Here is an 18039-nt window from a genome sequence, read left to right as displayed (position 1 = left end):
TTCCTGAACTGGGTTAAAGTTATTTGAGTTTGACTGATGTAACGAACAAAATCCATCCTGTTCCCAACTGAACCTGTGCATTTGGGGCCTGACGTGACCAAACTGAACCTGATCGCCGGCGAATGGCTGGCGGGCGACTCCGAGATTGAAAACCGCAACCCCTCGGATCTGAGCGATCTGGTTGGCCTGTTCGCACAAGCCAGCGCCGAGCAACTGGACGCGGCGCTGGATCAGGCGCGGATTGCGCAGGCCGAATGGGCCGCGTACTTGCCCGAGCGCAAGCAGGCGGTCCTGATGAATATCGGCACCGAATTGATGGCCCGTGCCGAAGAGCTAGGAATGCTGCTGAGCCGGGAAGAGGGCAAGCCGCTGGCCGAAGGCAAGGGCGAGGTCTATCGCGCCGGTCAGTTCTTCACCTATTACGCCGCCGAATGCCTGCGCCAGATCGGCGAAAACGCCGACAGCGTCCGCCCCGGTGTCGAGATCGACGTGCGCCGCGAACCCGTGGGCGTAGTTGCCATCATCAGCCCGTGGAATTTCCCCACCGCGACCGCATCATGGAAGATTGCACCGGCGCTTTGCTACGGCAACGCGGTGGTGTGGAAACCTGCGAACTTGACCCCGGCCTCGGCCGTGGCGCTGACCAAGATCATCGAACGGCAGGACATCCCCAAAGGTCTGTTCAGCCTTGTGATGGGCTCGGGGCGCAGCATCGGGCAGCGTCTGGTCGAAAGCCCATCGGTCAACGCGATTTCCTTCACCGGCTCGGTTCCAGTGGGCAAGGGCATCGCAGGGGCAGCGATCCAGAACCTGACCAAGGTGCAGATGGAGATGGGGTCGAAGAACGCACTGGCCGTGATGGACGATGCCGATCTGGATCTGGCGGTTTCGCTGGCTTTGGGCGGCGCGTTTGGCGGGACAGGTCAGAAATGCACCGCCTCCTCGCGCCTTGTGGTGCATGCGGGCATTCACGATGCCTTTGTCGAAAAGCTGGTCGCGGGCGCGCAGGCGATGCAGGTCGGGCATGCGCTTGAGGACGGCACCCAGATGGGGCCGGTTGTCAGCGAACAGCAATTGCACGAGAACCTGGCCTATGTCGATCTGGGCCAGTCTGAGGGCGCGGAACTGGCCTGCGGCGGACAACGGCTGGAGATGCCGCATGACGGGTTCTACATGTCCCCCGGTGTGTTCCTGAACACCACCAACGATATGCGCATCAACCGCGAAGAGATGTTCGCGCCGCTGACCAGCGTCATCTGGGTCGACAGCTATGACGAAGCGCTAAGCGTGGTGAACGACACCAATTTCGGCCTGACCTCGGGCATCGTCACGCAGAACCTTGCCCGCGCCACCCATTTCCGCCGCAACGCCCGTACCGGCGTTGTCACCGTTAACCTGCCGACCGCAGGCACCGACTATCACGTGCCCTTCGGTGGACGCGGCGACAGTTCCTATGGCCCGCGCGAGCAGGGCAAGGCGGCGGCCGAGTTCTACACAACGGTAAAAACCGCCTATATCAGCGCCGGGACACCGGTCTGATGCGTATCGACGGGCTGCAATACGCCAACTGGTCCGAGAAGATTTTTCGCCAACTGCGCGAGGGCGGCGTGGACGCGATCCATGTCACCATCGCCTATCATGAGAATTTCCGCGAAACCGTCCTGAATTTTGAGAAGTGGAACCGCTGGTTCGAGCAATACCCGGACCTGATCATAAAAGGCCGCTGGGCCAGCGATATCGACATTGCGCGGGAAACCGGGCGGACGGCGGTGTTCTTCGGGTTCCAGAACCCCTCACCCATCGAAGACGATATCGGGCTGGTGGAAATCCTGCACGATCTGGGCGCGCGGTTCATGCAACTGACCTATAACAACCAGTCCCTGCTGGCGACCGGTTGCTATGAGGCCGAAGATACCGGCATCACCCGTATGGGCAAACAGGTGATCCGCGAAATGAACCGTGTCGGCCTTGTCATCGACATGAGCCATTCCGCCGACCGCTCGACTATCGAGGCCGCCGACCTGTCTGAGCGGCCCATTGCCATCACCCACGCGAATCCGCATGACTGGGCCCCTGCGCTGCGCAACAAGCGCGATGCGGTGATCCGGGCGGTTACGGAACGGGGTGGGATGCTGGGCTTTTCGGTCTACCCTCATCACCTGAAGGACAAATCCGCCTGCACGCTGGAGAGTTTCTGCGAAATGATCGCCCGGACGGCTGATAAATATGGCGCACAGCATCTGGGGATCGGCACCGATCTGTGTCAGGACCAGCCCGACAGCGTGGTGGAATGGATGCGCGTGGGGCGCTGGACCAAAGAGATTGACTATGGCGAAGGCTCAGCCTCGGCCCCCGGTTTCCCGCCGATGCCCGGCTGGTTTCAGGACAACCGCGATTTTGGCAATATCGAGGACGGTCTGCGCGCGGTGGGCATGAGCACCGATGAGGTCGCGGGCATCATGGGCGGCAACTGGTATCGCTTCTTCGCCGAAAACTTCGGACCGCAGGCGGAATGACCCGCAGCGGCGCGCATATTCCCCGGCGCGATCCCGCGCAGGTGATGCGCCTGTCGCGGCTGGGGTCGCTGCATCAATGCAGGCTCAGCTTCATGCGGCAACTGACCCGGCGCATGGCCAACGAGCGTTGGACCTTCTCGCGCCCGGTCTTCGAGATTGACGACAGCGGCGTCGGCCATGCCGTCTATACGGCGCAAGGGCCGGAACGCGCCTATTCGCTGGTTGCTTTTGCCCATGACCTGCCGCCCGAACAGCGCTCGGACCGGGTGATTGCCGAAGCGTGGGATGCGACCTTTGCCCTGTTCGACGGTGTGCCGACGGCCGAAGATATCGACCGGCTGTCGCAAAACGTGCCGCTGCAAGAGGCGGGCCGCGTCAGCGAACGCGAGCTGTCTCTGTCGCGCGCCAACCGCTCGGTCCGGTTATGGGCGCATGTGGTGGACAGGCTGGCGGCGGGCCAACAGCCGGATCTGCAGCAGATTTACAAGGTCGGATACCTGATGCGGACCACCGCCGTATACGGCTCGGGCAAGTTCGGGGCAGCGGATCGCGAAAAGATCGCGGACCGCACGGAAACCAGCGCCCCGTTTCAGGCCGAGATGCTGTCGGTCTACCTGACCCGCACCTTCGTTCGCGATCTGGTACAGCATATGGCCCGCGCCAAGGGTGGCGAGAAAACCGCAGACCTGGCCCCCGACATCGCCCGCTGGCTGGGGATCGGCAATTCCACCGGCTTGGGCATGGCGCCCTTTATCGTCAACCACCCGGTCCTGTTCAACAACTGGATCATGGCGCGGGAAGAGGCGATCTCGCGCGTGCGGTCGGTCGAAACGGCATCTGTGGCCGCGGCCCGTGCCTTTCGGACCATTTTCGAGCGCAGCAGATTGTCGATCTCATGGTGGCAGTCCGAGCATCCGGTTCAGATCGAGAAGCTGGCAGCGCTGAAGGCTGATCTGTCGGCAATCTCGGATTATCTCGAAAAAGACAACCTGACCGAAAACAACCCCTGGGACCGGCTGGTACGCTGGTCCGAAACCGCGCTGAGCCCCGAGGGGCAGGAGCTGATCGCCTCGCTGATCCTCGAGCCCTATCCCGATCTTGTGGATGGTCTGGCAAGCTGCATGGCCGACACCCATTCCGGCGCGCAGGTGATCGATGGCGCGATGGCGATCTCGGACTTGCGGGCGCTGATCCGGCAAAGCTTTGACTGGGCGCTGGATCTGGACTGGGACGCCCCCGAGAACTGCGCCCGGGCGTGGTATGTCTCGGAAGAAAAGCTGGAACCCAGACTGGGGGAACGGTTCGAGGAACCGATTGCGGAATACGAACAACCTCTGGCCCCGGCGCGGGATGCGGCGCTGGCCCACAGATGTCTGGCCGGATGGGACAACACGGAACCGGTTGCCAGGTTCCTGCTGCGCCACCCCGAACACCGCCACACGGTCCGCCGCGCGCAGATGACCCCCTTCGCCCCCTATGGCGAGGTGCGCGACAACACGATCAGCGCCACCGTTCTGCCCATCGACATGCTGCGCGCCAAACTGTCCTTCTTTGGCGCAACGCATTTTGATCCCCGGTCAGATCGCTGGGTGCGTATCTGCATGTATTCCGGCGCGCCTTACCCCGAGGAACTGACCCTCGATAACGCCGATCTCTGGGTCTATCCCGAGGTCACGCCATGAGCTTTTCCCTGAACGAGATCGAAGCCACTGCCAAGCGCGCCACGCGCGGTGCCGGGTACACATGGGGTCTTTCGGAAGAGGCGGCGAAAGCCACGCGCTGGCTGTGCGCGCAGGGTCTGGACGGAGCGGCAGAACTGGCTGCAGTTCTGGACCGGGGCTATGCCGACGCGCTGACCCGGCACATCCCAAGGGTTGTAGACGGGGATTGGCGGGGCGACGGTGATCTTTGCCCGCTGATGACCGGAGCAGCGCTGTCGGATCATGCAGCCACCCTGCAAACCGGGCCGGTTCTGATCCGGAATGTCGCCGCCCCGGCGCTGTTGCTTCCCTTTGCCGCCAATGTCGCCCGGCGTCTGAATGCAAGCCTGACCGTCACGTTCGACGATTGCGTCGCGGCAACGGATGGGGTTTCGCTGTCCCTGCCGCACGGCCATCCCACCCAGTCCAGCCACGTCCGCGTCGCTACGGGTCCGGGACCGGGCGATCCGCGACCTCAGGCAACGCGCGCCACGCCAGACGGGGAAAGCTGGCGCATCCTTACCGGCTTTGCCCACCGCACCTATGCGCCCGCAACCGAGGAATCCCGCAGGCTCGGGGCCGGGTCGGGGCTGTCCGACAATGAATGAAGGGGACCAAGATGGTTGAAAGGCGCAGACTCTCGCTGGCACAGATCGAAGACCTGGCGTTCCGGGCATTGATCGCCGCAGGAACAAGCGAAGCCAACGCCCGCCCGCTGGCCGTTGCGACAGCGGCGACCGAGGCGGATGGGGTTGCCAGCCACGGCCTGGCCTATATCCCGATCTACTGCGAACACGTGCAGTGCGGAAAGGTCGACGGGCAGGCGGTTCCGACCCTCGAGGTGCCAAGGCCCGGCGTTCTCCGCGTCGATGCGGCAACCGGGTTTGCCCATTCCGCGATCGATCTGGGGTTCGACGCCCTGATCCCCGCCGCCCGTGCGCAAGGCATTGCGGCGCTGGCGATCACCAACAGCTACAATTGCGGCGTGCTGGGCTATCACACCTACCGTCTGGCGCAGGCCGGGCTGGTCGGCATCGGATTTACCAACGCGCCGGCGTCGATTGCGCCGTCCGGGGGTTCGAAACCCGTGGTCGGAACCAACCCGTTTTCCATCGCCGCCCCGGGGGATGACGGGCAGCCGGCGGTGCTGATCGATCAAAGCGCCAGCACGATTGCCAAAAGCGAAGTGATGAAACATGCGCGCGAGGGCAAGGCGATACCGGTTGGTTGGGCGCTTGACCCCGATGGCAACCCGACGACGGACCCGAATGTCGCGCTTAGGGGCAGCATGGCCCCGTCCGGTGGCTACAAAGGCGTCGGCGTAGCACTGTTGACGGAAATCATGGCGGCAACACTGACCGGGGCGACGCTGGGCGTTTACGCCTCACCGTTTTCCGGAACTGCCGGTGGCCCGCCCAAAACCGGCCAGTTCTTTATCGCCATTGACCCCGAGGCGACATCCTCGGGCGGCTACCCGGGCGGGATCGCCTCGCTTGTCGCGGCGGTGCGATCTCAGGAGGGGGCCCACCTGCCCGGCGATGGCCGCCGCTTGCAGCGCGTGTCGGCAGGGGAAAACGGCGTTGAGGTCAACGCGGCAACGCTGGAGAAAATCGAAGCCCTGTTGGGGTGAGGGTTCGGCGGGCCGCCCATGGTCGTGCCCTTCCTCGCCAATCCGGGTCCCCCCCCCCAACCCTCGCCGATCCCTCGGTTCTTGACGAAAACCCTGCTGTGCGGCATGTGAGTGCCCTTGGGGGGAATGGCATGTCTGCGAAGGCCAGTTGGCGCGGCGCGGCATGTCAGATCAGGTTCAAACGTCCGCGCGGCCCCCGGTGGCTGCCCGCTTTAGCACCGGAAGGTAGTTGAGATATGTGCCCTGCACCCGTTGATGCAGAGACCCCGCGCGGGTTCATCATTCCGATCGGCGGCGGTGAAGACCGTGTCAAGGAAATGCAGATTCACCGCAAATTCGTGGAACTGTCCGGCGGCGCGGATGCCGATATCGTGGTGATCCCGACGGCCTCGATGCTGGAAGAAACCGGGCCGGACTATAACCGCATCTTCTCGGAGCTCGGCGCGGGCAAGGTCGAGTTTCTGCCCATCTCGCGGCGGGCCGATTGCGACAACCCCGATTATGCCGACGTGCTGGATCGCGCCACCGGGATTTTCATGACCGGCGGGAACCAGTTGCGCCTGTCGGCGATTCTGGGCGGCACTCTCGTCGCGCAGAAAATCCGCCGCCGGAACGCGGCGGGCGTGCCGGTTGCCGGAACCTCGGCGGGGGCTTCGATCATGTCGGAGCACATGGTGGCCGGGGGCAGCAGCAACTCCGCCCCGGCGGAAGGCAACATCACGCTGGCCCCGGGCATGGGTCTGACCAACGCGGTCATCATCGACCAGCATTTTACCCAGCGCAACCGGCTGGGCCGACTGCTAACCGCATCGTCTTTCAACCCTTTTCTGATCGGTCTGGGCATTGACGAGGACACCGCTGCCTTCATCGGGCCCGACAATGTCTTCGAAGTTGTCGGCAGCGGTTCGGTCACGGTGGTCGATGCCAGCAACCTGACCCATTCGTCGATGTGGGATGCCCGCCGTGGCGAAGCGCTGAGCCTTCTGGGACTTCGGCTTGACGTTCTGGGCGAAGGGTGCCGTTATGATCTGACGGCTCGCCAGGCTTTTCCGCCGGATGAGCATCTGGCGTTCTGCACGTTGCCGAATTTATCCGGCGACGGGACCGCCGGCGGGAGGGGATAACACGCTAACCAACGGGGAGCCTCATGAAAATCATCTCGACCAATGTCTTTGTCGGCCCGAATGTCTGGGCAAGTTTTCCGGTCATCCGCCACGTCATCGATCTGGGCGTATTGGAAGAATGGCCCTCGGCAAGAATTGGTTCCGAGTTTGTCGACGCACTGATCGAGGCGCTTCCCGGACTGGCGGAACATGGCTGTTCCTATCGCGAACCTGGCGGCTTCATTCGCCGCCTGCGCGAGGATGACGGCACCTGGCTGGGCCACGTGCTGGAACATTGCGCCATCGAGATACAGAATGTGGCGGGCACCGATGTGACCTTTGGCCGGACCCGTGGCACGGGTGAACCCGGCCAGTACAACATGGTCTATGAATACCGCCAGCGCGATGTCGGTCTGGCGGCGGGCAAGCTGGCGCTGCGGCTGCTGATGCATCTGCTGCCGCAATCCCTGAAAGATCAGGTGGATGATTACGAGTTCGACCCCGAGTTCAACTGGGACCACGAGCTGCGCAGCTTTGTCCTGCGGGCGCAGCGCAAGGAATTCGGCCCCTCGACCGGATCGCTGGTCAAGGCGGCGCAGGAGCGCGATATCCCGTGGATCCGGCTGAATTCCGGCTCGCTGGTGCAGTTCGGGCACGGCAAGTTTCAAAAGCGCATTCAGGCGACCATAACCTCGGAAACCAAGCATATCTCGGTCGAGATTTCATGCGACAAGGAAGACACCCACAACCTGCTGAACGATCTGGGCCTTCCGGTGCCGCAGCAGCGCATGGTCTACACCGAACGCGAAGCGGTTCAGGCGGCCGGGCGCATCGGGTTTCCGGTCGTGGTCAAGCCGCTCAACGCCAATCATGGGCGCGGCGTTTCGATCAACCTGAATTCGGCCTCCGAGGTCGAGGCCGGTTTCGCTGAAGCCCGGGAACACTCCCGCAGCCGGGCCATTCTGGTGGAAAGCTTCATCACCGGCTTCGATCACCGCATGCTGGTTGTGGACAACAAGCTGGTCGCGGTGGCCAAACGGGTGCCGGGCCATGTGGTCGGTGACGGTATGCACACGATTGCCGAACTGGTCGCCATCGTGAACGAAGACCCCCGGCGGGGGATCGGACATGAAAAAGTGCTGACCATGCTCGAGATCGACAACCAGGCCAGGCGCCTGATGGAAAATGCAGGCGTGACCGACCAGACCGTTCTGCCGGATGGAGAGGTGTTCTATCTGCGCTCCACGGCAAACCTGTCGACCGGCGGCACCGCCATCGACCTGACGGATGTGGTCCACCCCGACAACCGCGACATGGCCGAGCGTGCCATCATGGCCGTCGGGCTGGATGTGGGCGGTGTCGATTTCCTGATCGATGACATCACCAAATCCTACAAGGATATCGGCGGCGCGATTGTCGAGGTGAACGCCGCCCCCGGTTTCCGGATGCACGTGGCCCCGTCCGAAGGGGAACCGCGCGATGTGGCGGGCAGGGTGATCGACATGCTGTTCCCCGCCAATGAAGAAACCCGCATCCCGATTGCCGCGATCACCGGGACCAATGGCAAGACCACAACCTCGCGGATGCTGGGCCATATCATGAAGACCAGCGGCAAGACCGTTGGCATGACTTCGACCGACGGCGTCTATGTGGATGGCAAGCTGAGCGTCAAGGGCGACATGACCGGGCCCAAGTCGGCCCAGATCGTGCTGCGCGATCCGATGGTCGATTTCGCGGTGATGGAAACCGCGCGCGGCGGGCTGGTGCGCTCGGGGCTGGGCTATCAGCGCTCGAACGTGGCGGCCTGTCTGAATGTCTCGGCGGATCATCTGGGCCTTGGCGGCATCAACACGGTCGAGGAACTGGCCGTGGTCAAGCGCGTCGTCGTCGAAAGCGCGACGGATACGGCGGTGCTGAATGCCGATGATATCAATTGTCTGAAAATGGCCGATTACGCCGGGGCCGATCAGATTTTCTATGTCACGACAAACCCCGGCCACAGCCTGGTGAAAGAGCATATCAAGGCGGGCGGCAAGGCCATCGTGCTGGAAAAGGGCATGAATGGCGACATGCTGACGATCTATGATCACGGGCTGCATATCCCGGTTCTGTGGTCGCATCTCATCCCCGCCGCGCTTGAGGGCAAGGCGGTCTTCAATGTGCAGAACGCCATGTTCGCCGCCGCGATGGCCTATAGTTTCGGGGTGGATCTGGACAATATCCGCCACGGGTTGCGGACCTTTGACACCAGCTATTTCCAGGCGCCGGGGCGGATGAATGTCTATGACGAACATCCTTTCAAGGTGATCCTGGATTATGGCCACAACCCCGCCGCGCTCAAGGCGCTGGCGTCTCTGGCCGATCAGATGGAGGTCGCAGGCCGCAGGCTGTGCGTGGCCTCGATGCCCGGCGACCGGCGGGACGAGGATATTGCCGACGCCGCCGCCGCGCTGGCCGGGCATTTCGACCATTTCATCTGCAAGGCCGATGACCGCCGCCGCGGACGCGGGCATGACGAGGTTCCGCAAATGCTGCGCCAGTCGCTGATCGACAATGGCACGCCCGAAGACAGGATCTCGATCATTCCCGATGAGGTCGAGGCGGTGAACGCCGTGCTGAACATGGCCGCGCCCGGCGATCTGCTGGTGATTTTCGGCGACGACACCGCGCGGTGCTGGAAACAGATCATCTATTTCAACTCGGAAGGCGACGCCCCAAAGGCCGAGCCGACACCAGCGGCCCGCCCGGCCGAGACCTCGTTCGAGGATATGATCGAGAGCGACCAGACCCTGATCCGGGACGAACGCGGCGTGCGTCTGGCCCGTGACATCAGCGAAGACGCGGACTAGGCGGAGGCACCGGAATGGACCGGATCGAAGAGCTTGAAACCTCGCTGCCCATCGAAAGCGCGACCGCCGATCATATCCGCGTGGGCGATGCCAGACGCCTGACCGGCCCCGGCCTGCTATGGGACAGGCCCGGCGCGGTAATGGATGTGTTTTTCACCGATATCGACGCAGCGCAGGTTACCGGACTGTGGCAGGTGCATGCCCGCCGGGTGCTGGATGCGCTTGGCTGGCAGGATCAGAACCTGACCCACCGCACCTTCACCGGCGGCGTCAATCTGGCAATCTCGGCCCCGATGGATCAGCTCTATTCCGCGATTTTCGCAGCGCAGACCGCCTGGCATTTCTGCGCCGCCGAACTGTTGGGGGCCACCCCCGGCGATTTCGATCAGATGGTGGCAGATGTCAAAAGTGTCATGGCCAAAGAGGCCAACCCCCCTCTGATCGCCCTGATTGCGGCCGCCGAAGCGCATGGCGTCGATATCCTGTGTGATGATGACGAGATTTCAATCGGGCACGGCACCGGCAGTCAGGTCTGGCCGGTCGATGCCCTGCCCGCCCCGGCAGATGTGGACTGGCCCAGCCTTCACAATATCCCGGTCGCCTTCATCACCGGCACCAATGGCAAAACCACGACGACCCGGTTGCTTGAAGCAATCGCCCGCGCCTCGGGCAAGGTGGCGGGGCTGACCTCGACCGAGTTTGTGCGGGTCGGCGACGACATTCTGGACCGGGGCGACTATTCAGGCCCCGGCGGCGGGCGGATGCTGCTGCGCGACAAACGGCTCGAGGTCGCCTGTCTGGAAGTGGCCCGTGGCGGCATCCTGCGCCGTGGCCTGCCGACCCGGGCCGCGACGGCTGCGGCGGTGACCAACGTGGCGAATGATCATCTGGGCCAGTTCGGCGTCAACACGGTGCCGGAACTGGCGCAGGCCAAGTTCGCCGTCTACCGCACGCTGGCCAAGGGCGGCGTGCTGGCCCTGAACGCCGATGACGCCTATGTCCGGGCCGAGGCGGAACGCACAGAGGCAAACATCTGGTGGTTCTCGCTGGATGCGCAGAACGATCTGATCTGTCAGGCGCGCGACGCGGGCAGGTGCTGCGCCTATGTGCAGCAGGGCAATATCGTCTTTTTCGACGGCACGGCTGAGCAGGTGATCCTGCCTGTCGCCGACGTACCCCTGACCATGGGCGGGGCCGCGAAATACAACATCCAGAACGCGCTGGCAGCCCTGTGCCTTGCGCTGGCGCTGGATTTGCCCCAGCAGGCGGTTCGCGCTGGTCTGGCCGGGTTCAAACCCGACGCCAAGGACAATCCGGGCCGGTGCAACGAGTTCAGCCATAACGGCGCGCGGGTTTTTGTCGATTTCGCCCATAACCCGCATTCGATTGCGGCAGTCTGCGACGCGCTGTCCGGCCTGCCGGCAAAGCGGCGGTTCATCATGCTCAGCCATGCCGGCGACCGGTCCGATCAGGACATCCGAGACGTCACTGCAACCGCATTGAATTTCCAACCCGACTTCATCGTCGCCGCCGAACTGGAAGGCTATCTGAGGGGCCGCGCTTTGGGAGAAATCCCCGATCTGATCGAAAAAACGGTGTCGGATCGGGGCTATGACCCGCAACAGGCGCTCAGAGCGTCTTCACCCTCTGAGGCGGCATCGATGATATTGCAACGGCTGCAGCCCGGTGATCTTGCCCTGCTGTTGGTACTTTCCGAGCGTGACGCGGTGCTCGCCATGCTCGACGGGTGACGGCCAAGTCGGGCGCCCTAGCCGTCTGCGCCGGATACAGGCGGGATCACGACCCGGCATTTCAAGCCGCCAAGCGCCTCCGACGCCCCCAGATCCAGCGTTGCGCCATAGGCCGTCAGCAGATCGACGGCAATCGTCAGCCCCAATCCGCTGCCCGCGACCGAGGTGTCCAGCCGCCCCCCGGATCGCAACGCCTCGCGACGCGCGTCTTCCGGGACGCCCGGCCCGTCATCCTCGACGCAGATTTCGATTGCGTCACCCCAGAGGCCGGCCGTCAGGGTGACGGTCCTGCGGCTCCATTTCAGTGCGTTGTCCAGAAGGTTTCCCAGAACCTCTTCGATATCCTGTGCATCCATGCGAACCCAAAGGCCCGGATCCCGTGTCACGGTCAAGGACTTGCCTTCCCGCTCGGACATGTTGGAAAAAAGCCGCGCCAGCCGGTCGATGGAGTTTGACAGGTCAGTCCGGGAATGGGTCAGTTCTGCGGTGTTCATGGCCCGCATCCGGGCCAGCGAGCGGCTGATCTGCACGTCGATCCGATCAAGCGCGTCCTGTGCGGCCTCAGTCGCCGCGTCGGTTGCGGCCAGGCTGGTCAGCTCGTTTCGCAGAACGGCGGTCGGCGTTTTCAGGGCATGGGCCAGATCCGCCGCCTGTCGGCGCGACCCGGCTATGATGTCCCGGTTTCGGCTTAAAAGCCGATTCAGGTCTTCGACCAGCGGCGCCACCTCTTCCGGGTAGTCCGAGGGTTTCAGATCCTCGTCCCGGTCCCATCGATGGGCAACATCCGATCGCAGCTTTCGCAGCGGGCCCAGGATGGCGGACATCAGCAGCAGCGAGCCGCCGACACCGATCACCCCGACCAGCGCGAAGACCGGCAACAGGCTTCGCTGCGCCGCGCGCCGTTCGCCGACCAATTGCGCCCGGCTTTCGGCCACGCTGATGCCCCAGACAGACCCGTCTTCATAGGTGATTTTCTGGAAAATGCTGCGCACCCGGTCGTTTTCCGGGCCCCTTGTGTTCCAGAATGTCGGGGTATCGGGGGATCCGTCTGGCTCGGCCAGCGTTTCGTCGAACAGCGAGGCCGAGGTGAAAATCTCACCATCACTGTTGGTCACTTGCCAGTATCGCCCGGAATACGGCGTTCCATAGGCCGGATCGAAGATCAGATCACGCAGCGCCTCGGGGGTGTCGGTGGTGACGCTCAGCCCCACGACAAGCTGCGTGTGACGGTCGCGCAGCGTGTTGTCGAACCGGTCCGATACGCGGGAATCGATATAGGAAAAAACCGCAAGCGTGCCGACAGCCACGGACACTGCCCCGGATGCGATCCCCCCCAGCAATGCCCGTTGTCGGAGTGACAGCATCAGTTTGAATCGATCATGTATCCGCGGCCCCGCACCGTTGTGATCAGATCGGGACCCAGTTTCTTACGCAGGCGGGCTATGAAAACGGCAATCGTGTTCGAATCCCGGTCGCCGTCATATTCGTAGATGTGGTCGGACAGTTCCGTGCGTGAAATCAGCCGTCCGGGATTATGGGCCAGATAGGTCAGCACGGCGATTTCCTGCGCGGTCAGATCGACCGGAACGCCGTCCGAGGTGACGCGCCCGTTTCTGGTATCCAGAACCACGCTGCCCATCTCGATCACCGTATTCATCTGGCCGCTTTGCCGCCGCAGATTCGCGCGTACGCGCGCGGCAAGTTCCGGCATGTGAAAAGGCTTGGTCATGTAGTCGTCGGCCCCGGCATCCAGCCCATCGACCCGCTCGCTCCAGCCGTCGCGGGCGGTGAGGATCAGCACTGGCGTCTTTACACCCGCGCTGCGCCATTCACGCAGAACGGAAATGCCGTCGCGTTCCGGCAGGCCGATATCGAGGATGATCATGTCGTAAGGCTCGGTCGATCCCAGATGCAAGGCGTCCACCCCGCTATGGACGACATCCACAACCCGCCCTTCGGCATTCAACAGCTTCTTGATCTGCTCGCACAGGTGCGGCTCGTCTTCTGCCAGCAGTATTCTCATGGTTTGAAACTACAGGCGTTCGGGCGTTGGTTCATCACTTATTTTTGCCACCGCCGTTCCCATTCCCGCCGCCATTTCCATTGCCACCGCCGTTCCCGTTGCCGCCGCCATTGCCGCCGCTGTTTCCGTTGCCGCCGCCATTGCCACCACTGTTCCCGTTGCCACCGCCATTGCCGCCACTGTTTCCGTTGCCGCCACCATTGCCGCCACCGTTCCCGTTGCCGCCACTATTGCCGCCACTGTTGCCATTGCCGCCACTATTGCCGCCGCCGTTCCCACCGCGGTTGCTGTTGCTACTGTTGTTGCTCTTGGAAGCGCTGTTTCCCTGGGAGCTGGAACTGGAAGAATTGCCCGGTTTCGAACGGGCGGCCTCGGTGATCTGACGGCCAACACTGGACCGGTTCGGAACAACAACACCGGTCTGAGCATTGACGATGACGCTGACGATCTTGCCGTTCGGTTTCTTCACCAGAATACGGTAGTAAACCTTGTCATTCTGGAACGCGCGCGCATCGACTGGGGTGCCGCCAAAGACCTTTTCAACGCCCCGGATCACCCGGTTCAGCCGAATGGCATCGCCTGAGGTCGTGGCCTTGCGCAGCTCGGATTGGTTCAGTTCGCGCGTGGCAGCCTGCCCTTCTCCGATCAGAAGAAGGCCTGCCACCATCACCATCGTCAGGAGCTTCCACATTTCTGTCACTCTGAACCGCACAAACCTCTTACAAGCCTACCTATTTCTATATGAACTGACGATGAACAACCGGTTCCGCGTGAGTTCAACCAAGATGCGGTGAAATAGAGACGCTGTGTAAGCGCAATGCAAGCCATTTGAACCCAGTCAATGAAACCAGCCTTTGATCTGCGAGAACCGTTATGAAACCCCAGAAAACCGGCCTTCTGAAAACCTCTGCCATCGCAATCGCCCTGCTCGGGTCCGCCGCATTTGTCGCGACCGTCGTCGTTCCTGATTTCGCCTACGCGAAAGAAGGTAAGGGCAACGGCGGCGGCAATGGAAATGGCGGCGGGAACGGGAACGGCGGCGGTAAGGGAAATGATGGCGGCAAAGGTGGTGGGAACGGCAAGGGCAATGGCGGCGGCAATGGCAAAGGAAACAGCAAGGGCGGCGGATCAGCCGCTGCCAAGGACGACGGCCAGAAATCCGCAGGCAAGTCCCGCGCCGGCAAGTCCGGCAGCCGCAGCTCGAAATCCGGCGGCGCGCGGGCCGGGGCTTCGAAAGGCAAAGGGTTTTCGCTGAAAGGCCTGTTTGGTGGCAAAAAGACCCGCACCCAAACCGCGAAAACGCGGCACAAAACCCAAACTACGACGCGCAAATCCACGAAATCCGCCCACGTAACGGAATCTGTTCGGCCCACAGCCCGGACGAAAGGCAACAAAATCGCCGCGCTTCTGGGCGCTCACCCGTCTGAACTGGGTGCGCTGAACGCCGCCAATGCCAGCGAAACCGCGCTGCAGAATGCATCACCCAATTCCCGGGTCGGCCGCATCGCAACCTATCGTGATACGGTTCTGGCCGGGGATGCGCTGCGGGAAGACTTTGAAGACGCCAAGGAACGGCTCGAAGGTCTGAACCGGCCGGACCGGCCTGTAAGTGAAATCGACGCCGATCTTGAAAACGCCCTGTCGGATGTTCAGACCAACCAGGACCGTGTCACCGAACTTGAAGAGGCGCTGGAAGATATCGGCGGCACCGACCCGGATATCGAGGCTGAACTGGATGCCGCCAGATCCGATCTGCAGGACTCGGTCGAAGAGGCCGAAGCTCTGGCCGATGAACGGCGCGAGGCTGTCGAATACGAAGACGCGCTTACGGAAGTCGCCGATCTGGAAGACCAGGTCGAAGATCAGGCGCTCACCGAACGCGAGGCGCTTGAGAATGCGGCGAACAAACCGGTGACGGACGAGGTTGAAGCGACCGTCAAAGCGCTTTTGGGTCTGTACTGATCAAGAGCACCGAAGCCACCACTTACGGCGGTGCAAGCCCGGCTTGATTCTACCCTCATGTCCGGGCGGGTCCGCTCCCCCAGGGAGCGGGCTTTTTTGTTTCCGCCCGCATACGCGTTGAGCCTGGCTTGTGTCCTGCCGGTGCAATCTCCGCGGCGTCCGGTTTCACCGGCAAAGAACAAGATTAACCGAAAGTGAACGGCACATTCTCTCAGCATTCAACGACGCTGGGGCATACTGAAGGTCGAGATTTCGGGTAACAAGACTTTTGTTCGATCAAACCGAAGGGGAAAGGCATGAACCAGACCACCACGTTGGTTGCACGTCGAAACAGTTCAGAAGGGGCAAAGCCATCGGGTTCCGCAGCATCCTGCCAGCTGCCGCGCACCGCGCAACCGGATGGAAATCGCTTTCCCCCTATCGAAACAGCGCTCATCAGCATTTTTAGGAACAAACAGCTGTCTCAAGCCAGGAACCTCCACTTAGACCCTTAATTTGAAAGGGTAGTTTTTAGTTTTGTGTTAAAGAGTTCAACGAGTGAAGAATGAAGCGTTCCCTTGAGAACCTGCCCGAGCGGCTGTTCTGGATTTGCCTGTTTCTGACCATCATTTGCGCATCGGTCCTTTACGGAATTCTAGCGCAAACGAAACAGTGGCCACCGGCCCCGCAGTTTCGAATGGCCTACAGGGCGATATTTGTCGATCAGTCCCTGACAGGCGCGGCCTATCACAAGCACCTCCAGCCCGCGCGCGGGCAAGGTGACGGCGTCATGATCAACGACAGGCCTGACCGCAAGGACGCCATCCTGCTGATGGGGTTCTTTGACGGGGAAAACCAGGCCCGGTTGGTTAACCGTGACGGCAGTGTGATCCGCAAATGGTCGTTGAACTACTTCGACCATTACCCCGACGCTCAGACACGCCCCTGCAGCAATCTTGTCACCCCGTTAGAAACAGATGTGCACGGGGCGCTGCTCACACCGAAGGGCGAGCTTGTGTTCAGCTACGAATACTGTGGGGCGGCCAAGCTGGATCAGTGTTCCAGCCTGCTCTGGACGCTTGATGAAAATTCCCATCATTCGATGGTTGCATCCGAACGGGGCGGGTATCTGACCGTGGGCCGCGACAGCTGGACCGCCGCCGAGGTTGTCGACCGCTTCCCGCCGTTTTTCACAGCGGCCAAGGACCAGCCGATCTGGGAAGACGTGGTATTAAGGCTTGATGATCAGGGTCAGGTTCTGGAACGGATATCGATCCCCGACATGATCATCGGCAGCGGCCTGACCGCGCTGCTGACCGCCAACAATCAGGACTTCGAAACGAAGGGGGTCGTCCGCAGCGAATTACTTCACGCCAACAAGATCGATGAGCTGCCATCGCACCTGGCCGACAGGTTTCCCCTGTTCGAGGCCGGGGATTGGGTTATTTCAATGCGGGGGCTGAATCTGGTCATCGTGGTGGACCCCGCCACCCGGAAAGTGAAATGGCATCAGACCGGCCCCTGGATCCGGCAACACGACCCCGAGTTTCGCCCGGATGGCAAAATCTCTGTCTTCAACAACAACGCGTATCTAACCTCCTACACACGGAGCGACAAAACCCGGCTGGATGCGGCCCGGGATACCAACATTATCACCATCGACCCGGTCAGCCGGCAGACCGAGGTTGTTTTCGGCAGCAAGCCCGGTCAGGAAATGCTCTCGGTTATCCGGGGACAGCACGAGATACTGGACGACGGCGGCATTCTGATCACCGAATTCGACGCCGGACGGGTGCTGGAAGTGGATCGCACCGGCAATGTGGTCTGGGAGTTTGTCAATAAATACGACGATGCGTTTGTGGGTGAGATCACCAATGCGAAGCTCTACCCCCTGACCTATTTTGAAACCGATTGGAAGGAATGCACGCAATGAAATGGCTCATGAAAGCCCGGGTGGCGGGACGTGTGATGGCGCTGTGGCTGCTCGCAGGGGTGCCATTTCTGACACTGGCAAACCCGGCACACGCCTATATCGGCCCCGGTGCCGGGCTGGGCGCGATAGCGGTCACGATTGCCGTGGTGCTGGGCGGTCTTTTCCTTCTGGTCGGACTGGTCTGGTTTCCGCTCAAGCGGCTGCTGAGCGGCAAGAAAGGCCGGGCTGACGCGGGGAACGAGACCGACCCGGCGCATTGACAAAAAACGAAGGTCGTTTTGCGCCCGACAGGTCGGGCTAAGCGTTGCAATGCCCGACCTTTGAAATTGTCCGGTCACATGGGCGTCCGTACGGGCGTGCAATGTATCTAATCTTTGCTGCGTGGCGTAGCACTGGTGTAGCACCAAGAGCTGCAGACCTAAACACGTGAATCGCCCCTTTGGGTGCTAAGTGTTTGATATCTTGCTGAGAAGTTTGGTTGCGGGAGCAGGATTTGAACCTGCGACCTTCAGGTTATGAGCCTGACGAGCTACCGGGCTGCTCCATCCCGCGACAGGGTCGAATAAGTGCGATATCGTTAGAGAGCTTGTGTG

Annotated in this window: 14 protein-coding genes and 1 tRNA gene; 11 read left to right on the top strand and 4 right to left on the bottom strand. The window is 62.0% G+C overall.

The window, feature by feature from the left end:
- Positions 1 to 93 precede the first annotated feature (93 nt).
- The 8 genes from ACR0K1_RS14625 (at position 94) to ACR0K1_RS14590 (ending at position 11549) form a co-directional block, all read left to right on the top strand.
- Positions 94 to 1539: an aldehyde dehydrogenase family protein gene (locus ACR0K1_RS14625; RefSeq protein ID WP_480851148.1), complete on the top strand. Its 1446-nt coding sequence runs from the start codon at positions 94 to 96 to the stop codon at positions 1537 to 1539.
- Positions 1539 to 2516, top strand: coding sequence for a membrane dipeptidase (locus tag ACR0K1_RS14620; RefSeq protein ID WP_480851147.1), 978 nt, complete (start codon positions 1539 to 1541; stop codon positions 2514 to 2516). The genes ACR0K1_RS14625 and ACR0K1_RS14620 overlap by 1 nt, the downstream gene beginning before the upstream one ends.
- On the top strand, positions 2513 to 4198 hold the full coding sequence (locus tag ACR0K1_RS14615; RefSeq protein WP_480851146.1) for a hypothetical protein: 1686 nt from the start codon (positions 2513 to 2515) through the stop codon (positions 4196 to 4198). Before ACR0K1_RS14620 ends, ACR0K1_RS14615 begins: the two co-directional genes overlap by 4 nt.
- Positions 4195 to 4824 carry a DUF3726 domain-containing protein gene (locus ACR0K1_RS14610; RefSeq protein WP_480615215.1) on the top strand — a complete coding sequence of 210 codons (630 nt, stop codon included), beginning with the start codon at positions 4195 to 4197 and terminating at the stop codon, positions 4822 to 4824. The genes ACR0K1_RS14615 and ACR0K1_RS14610 overlap by 4 nt, the downstream gene beginning before the upstream one ends.
- Positions 4825 to 4835: 11 nt before the next feature.
- Positions 4836 to 5846, top strand: coding sequence for an Ldh family oxidoreductase (locus ACR0K1_RS14605; RefSeq protein ID WP_480615217.1), 1011 nt, complete (start codon positions 4836 to 4838; stop codon positions 5844 to 5846).
- Positions 5847 to 6082: 236 nt separating this feature from the next.
- A complete protein-coding gene (locus ACR0K1_RS14600) occupies positions 6083 to 6970 on the top strand; it encodes a cyanophycinase (RefSeq protein ID WP_480851145.1) in 888 nt (295 codons plus the stop codon).
- Positions 6971 to 6993: 23 nt separating this feature from the next.
- Positions 6994 to 9798 carry a cyanophycin synthetase gene (gene cphA / locus ACR0K1_RS14595; protein WP_480851144.1) on the top strand — a complete coding sequence of 935 codons (2805 nt, stop codon included), beginning with the start codon at positions 6994 to 6996 and terminating at the stop codon, positions 9796 to 9798.
- A 14-nt stretch (positions 9799 to 9812) separates the two neighbouring features.
- Entirely contained in the window at positions 9813 to 11549 is a 1737-nt protein-coding gene (locus tag ACR0K1_RS14590; RefSeq protein ID WP_480615221.1) for a Mur ligase family protein, read from the top strand.
- Positions 11550 to 11566: 17 nt separating this feature from the next.
- Here ACR0K1_RS14590 and ACR0K1_RS14585 read toward each other — a convergent pair whose 3' ends face one another.
- From ACR0K1_RS14585 to ACR0K1_RS14575, 3 genes are read right to left on the bottom strand one after another with little or no spacing between them, the layout of a single operon-like run.
- Positions 11567 to 12913, bottom strand: coding sequence for an ATP-binding protein (locus ACR0K1_RS14585; RefSeq protein ID WP_480851143.1), 1347 nt, complete (start codon positions 12911 to 12913; stop codon positions 11567 to 11569).
- The gene (locus tag ACR0K1_RS14580; protein ID WP_480851142.1) at positions 12913 to 13572 is read right to left on the bottom strand and encodes a response regulator transcription factor; all 660 of its coding nucleotides are present in this window, start codon (positions 13570 to 13572) and stop codon (positions 12913 to 12915) included. The genes ACR0K1_RS14585 and ACR0K1_RS14580 overlap by 1 nt, the downstream gene beginning before the upstream one ends.
- Before the next feature lie 34 nt (positions 13573 to 13606).
- Positions 13607 to 14263: a PepSY domain-containing protein gene (locus tag ACR0K1_RS14575; protein ID WP_480615227.1), complete on the bottom strand. Its 657-nt coding sequence runs from the start codon at positions 14261 to 14263 to the stop codon at positions 13607 to 13609.
- A 182-nt stretch (positions 14264 to 14445) separates the two neighbouring features.
- Between ACR0K1_RS14575 and ACR0K1_RS14570 the strand changes: the two genes are divergently transcribed.
- From ACR0K1_RS14570 to ACR0K1_RS14560, 3 genes are all read left to right on the top strand, one after another.
- Positions 14446 to 15534 (top strand): hypothetical protein, encoded by a 1089-nt coding sequence (locus ACR0K1_RS14570; RefSeq protein WP_480615229.1) that lies wholly within the window; start codon positions 14446 to 14448, stop codon positions 15532 to 15534.
- 544 nt (positions 15535 to 16078) lie between these two features.
- Positions 16079 to 17446: an arylsulfotransferase family protein gene (locus tag ACR0K1_RS14565; protein WP_480851141.1), complete on the top strand. Its 1368-nt coding sequence runs from the start codon at positions 16079 to 16081 to the stop codon at positions 17444 to 17446.
- On the top strand, positions 17443 to 17706 hold the full coding sequence (locus ACR0K1_RS14560) for a hypothetical protein (protein WP_480615233.1): 264 nt from the start codon (positions 17443 to 17445) through the stop codon (positions 17704 to 17706). Before ACR0K1_RS14565 ends, ACR0K1_RS14560 begins: the two co-directional genes overlap by 4 nt.
- A 215-nt stretch (positions 17707 to 17921) precedes the next feature.
- Here ACR0K1_RS14560 and ACR0K1_RS14555 read toward each other — a convergent pair.
- A tRNA-Met gene (locus ACR0K1_RS14555) sits at positions 17922 to 17998 on the bottom strand.
- Positions 17999 to 18039 lie beyond the last annotated feature (41 nt).

The organism is Ruegeria sp. F5, from assembly GCF_056533845.1.
This window is presented reverse-complemented; position numbering and strand designations above follow the sequence as displayed.

Excerpts from the sequence above, each read along its gene's own strand:
- ACR0K1_RS14620 (WP_480851147.1), top strand. The coding sequence starts at position 1,539 with ATGCGTATCGACGGGCTGCAATACGCCAACTGGTCCGAGAAGATTTTT.
- ACR0K1_RS14615 (WP_480851146.1), top strand. The coding sequence starts at position 2,513 with ATGACCCGCAGCGGCGCGCATATTCCCCGGCGCGATCCCGCGCAGGTG.
- ACR0K1_RS14610 (WP_480615215.1), top strand. The coding sequence starts at position 4,195 with ATGAGCTTTTCCCTGAACGAGATCGAAGCCACTGCCAAGCGCGCCACG.
- ACR0K1_RS14605 (WP_480615217.1), top strand. The coding sequence starts at position 4,836 with ATGGTTGAAAGGCGCAGACTCTCGCTGGCACAGATCGAAGACCTGGCG.
- ACR0K1_RS14600 (WP_480851145.1), top strand. The coding sequence starts at position 6,083 with ATGTGCCCTGCACCCGTTGATGCAGAGACCCCGCGCGGGTTCATCATT.
- cphA (WP_480851144.1), top strand. The coding sequence starts at position 6,994 with ATGAAAATCATCTCGACCAATGTCTTTGTCGGCCCGAATGTCTGGGCA.
- ACR0K1_RS14590 (WP_480615221.1), top strand. The coding sequence starts at position 9,813 with ATGGACCGGATCGAAGAGCTTGAAACCTCGCTGCCCATCGAAAGCGCG.
- ACR0K1_RS14585 (WP_480851143.1), bottom strand. The coding sequence starts at position 12,913 with ATGCTGTCACTCCGACAACGGGCATTGCTGGGGGGGATCGCATCCGGG.
- ACR0K1_RS14580 (WP_480851142.1), bottom strand. The coding sequence starts at position 13,572 with ATGAGAATACTGCTGGCAGAAGACGAGCCGCACCTGTGCGAGCAGATC.
- ACR0K1_RS14575 (WP_480615227.1), bottom strand. The coding sequence starts at position 14,263 with ATGTGGAAGCTCCTGACGATGGTGATGGTGGCAGGCCTTCTTCTGATC.
- ACR0K1_RS14570 (WP_480615229.1), top strand. The coding sequence starts at position 14,446 with ATGAAACCCCAGAAAACCGGCCTTCTGAAAACCTCTGCCATCGCAATC.
- ACR0K1_RS14565 (WP_480851141.1), top strand. The coding sequence starts at position 16,079 with ATGAAGCGTTCCCTTGAGAACCTGCCCGAGCGGCTGTTCTGGATTTGC.
- ACR0K1_RS14560 (WP_480615233.1), top strand. The coding sequence starts at position 17,443 with ATGAAATGGCTCATGAAAGCCCGGGTGGCGGGACGTGTGATGGCGCTG.